Origin of the sequence: Alistipes sp. DJF_B185 (genome assembly GCF_964250025.1) — a bacterium.
Lineage (GTDB): Bacteria > Bacteroidota > Bacteroidia > Bacteroidales > Rikenellaceae > Alistipes > Alistipes finegoldii.
In genome coordinates this window covers 1-2,227 of sequence record NZ_CAXUDY010000052.1, presented here as the reverse complement: position 1 = coordinate 2,227, position 2,227 = coordinate 1, and the positions used below count along the sequence as shown (strand labels likewise).

General features: G+C 43.3%; 1 protein-coding gene. It reads right to left on the bottom strand.

What is annotated here, in order from left to right:
* The coding region (ltrA, locus tag ACESTR_RS15990) for a group II intron reverse transcriptase/maturase (RefSeq protein WP_346987877.1) at nt 1–1,616 on the bottom strand (1,616 nt) is incomplete at its 3' end.
* Nucleotides 1,617–2,227: the final 611 nt, after the last annotated feature.

The window sequence follows — 2,227 nt, the reverse complement described above, 5'->3', positions numbered from 1 at the left end:
TCATGTATTAGGACTTTCGCCTTTCTACTGCTCCCTGTCATTTCAGTAATTTTCCAGGGAGTTTCCCGTGTGATGTGCTTGCCACACACAGGGCAACATTGCATTTGCTGATTCCACAGGCGATAGATATATTGCTTGCCGTCTAAGTGTGCAAGCATTCTTCGGGTCTTGTATTGATCGAAGAAATCTTTCCAATCGGCATCATATGGGTTGGCCTCACTGCGGATTTTGATATGTCGCTTTATTTTCGTATCCGACAATCTCACAAGAGTGTGGTATTTATCCACTTTCCTGTTTTCAAGCGGTACGGCAAAAGTCCAGCTTCTACCTCTTACAGTGTGATAATACTTGTTGGCAATCCATCGTTTACCTTTTTTGGGATGTCTTCTGCGAGACCATCGCCATAGTTTGTTGAAAATTTGTGCATCTGTTTTACGGAAAGTTTCCGATGCAGAACACCCCTTGTAGTAGTTCGCCCATCCTCTAATGACTGGGTTTAGCAATCGTATCAAAGATTGTTGCTTAGAAGACTTGTTCTTGTCCACTATTTCACGAACCTTATCTAAAAATCTCTTTCGACTCTTCTTGGATGGTTTTGTGATAAACTTGCCTTTATATTTTCTGATATTGAACCCAAGAAAATCAAACCCTTCTTCTATATGAGTTATCTTAGTCTTTTCTTCTGATAAGGTAAGCCCTCTTGCTTGAAGAAACTCAATGACTAATGGTTTAACATGGTTCTCCAACAACTCCTTACTCTCTCCTGTGATAATAAAATCATCCGCGTAGCGAACAAGATTTATCATAGGAGTATAGTAATTTTTCTTCGAGCGGTTTATCGGAAAGCTATCGGCAAGCAGTTTTTCCAGTCCGTCCAAAGTCATATTTGCAAGAGTTGGGGAGATGATGCCGCCTTGAGGAGTTCCCTCCTCTGTCGGAAAAAGTTGCTTGTTGAAAATAAATCCACTTTTCAACCATTTACGGAGCAAAACTTTATCCATAGGGATATTGTCAAGCAACCATTCATGACTGATATGGTCGAAACAACCTTTGATATCACCTTCTAAGATCCATTGTGGGGATGTCGTCCTTGCCAGGTCATTGAAGCATTGTTGAACGGCATCTGCCGTGCTCCTTTCTTTTCTGAAACCATAAGAATTGGCATCAGCCGTTGTTTCAGCTACGGGAGCCAGTGCCATCAGATACAATGCCTGCATAGCCCGGTCTTTCATAGTTGGTATACCCAATGGTCTTAATTTCCCGTTACTCTTTCTGATATGTACTCGTCTCAGAGGTTGGGGTGTATAACCTCTCCTTTTCAGTTCGGTTATTGCACACACTTTAGCATCTGGCGTTTTCCATGTTACCATATCGACGCCAGCCGTTTTACTCCCATTATTGGAAGTTACACGTCTTACCGCTAATGCTTTAGCGTAAAACGAGTGGGTCAGTGTCCACTGCAAGGCTTTGACCTTGTTGTGGCGACCCTCTTTTTGAGCCTTTACAATACGCGCTTGTAGCTTTTGAACCGCAGCTTCGCATTTGAGCCAATTTATACTGTCCCATTTGCTCTGCGTTTGGTCAGTCGATGCACACGATTTTTTAATTTCGTTCATTTGCTTTTCTCCTTTTAAAAGTTCTAAAAGTTTCTTGTAAAGAATCACCTACCGCAGAAGTCAGCCTGCTTTCGCAGCGGGATGATGTTTCAATCCCTATTCACCCCATTACAGGGTGGCATTCGCTTTTTCTGCAATCCTATACCCGCACTCCATTCGGCATTCCTTACGGTCTGCTTACCTGTCATTGGCAGGAGAAATACGGGCTTACTACGTTCCGTGCAAGTAACTTATAAGTGGGTTAGGTTCTGTCTATTACACCGGCAGTACTCTGTTCGTGTATTCCCAGAATGGAGAGGAATAACCGACTGCTTCCCTTTTGGGCTGAAGCCTATCAGTATCTTTGGCTTCTTCAACCTTACGACGTTTAGACGACAGTTCGCTTACGCTAACCATACCACCCAAGCCAAGCTCCCTGACTGTATGATACTAACAGCCATTGTCTTTCCCTCACGGTTCTGACTGCTCCTTTCGGAAGGGCTACCTTGTCTGGACAGCTTTGATACAGTATATTACTATTGGTGCATCTGTCCATAGGCTACCGTTGACGAAACAACGGGTTAAATCTAAGTTTAACAATTACTTACACAGCGACGTATCGCACCCACTCC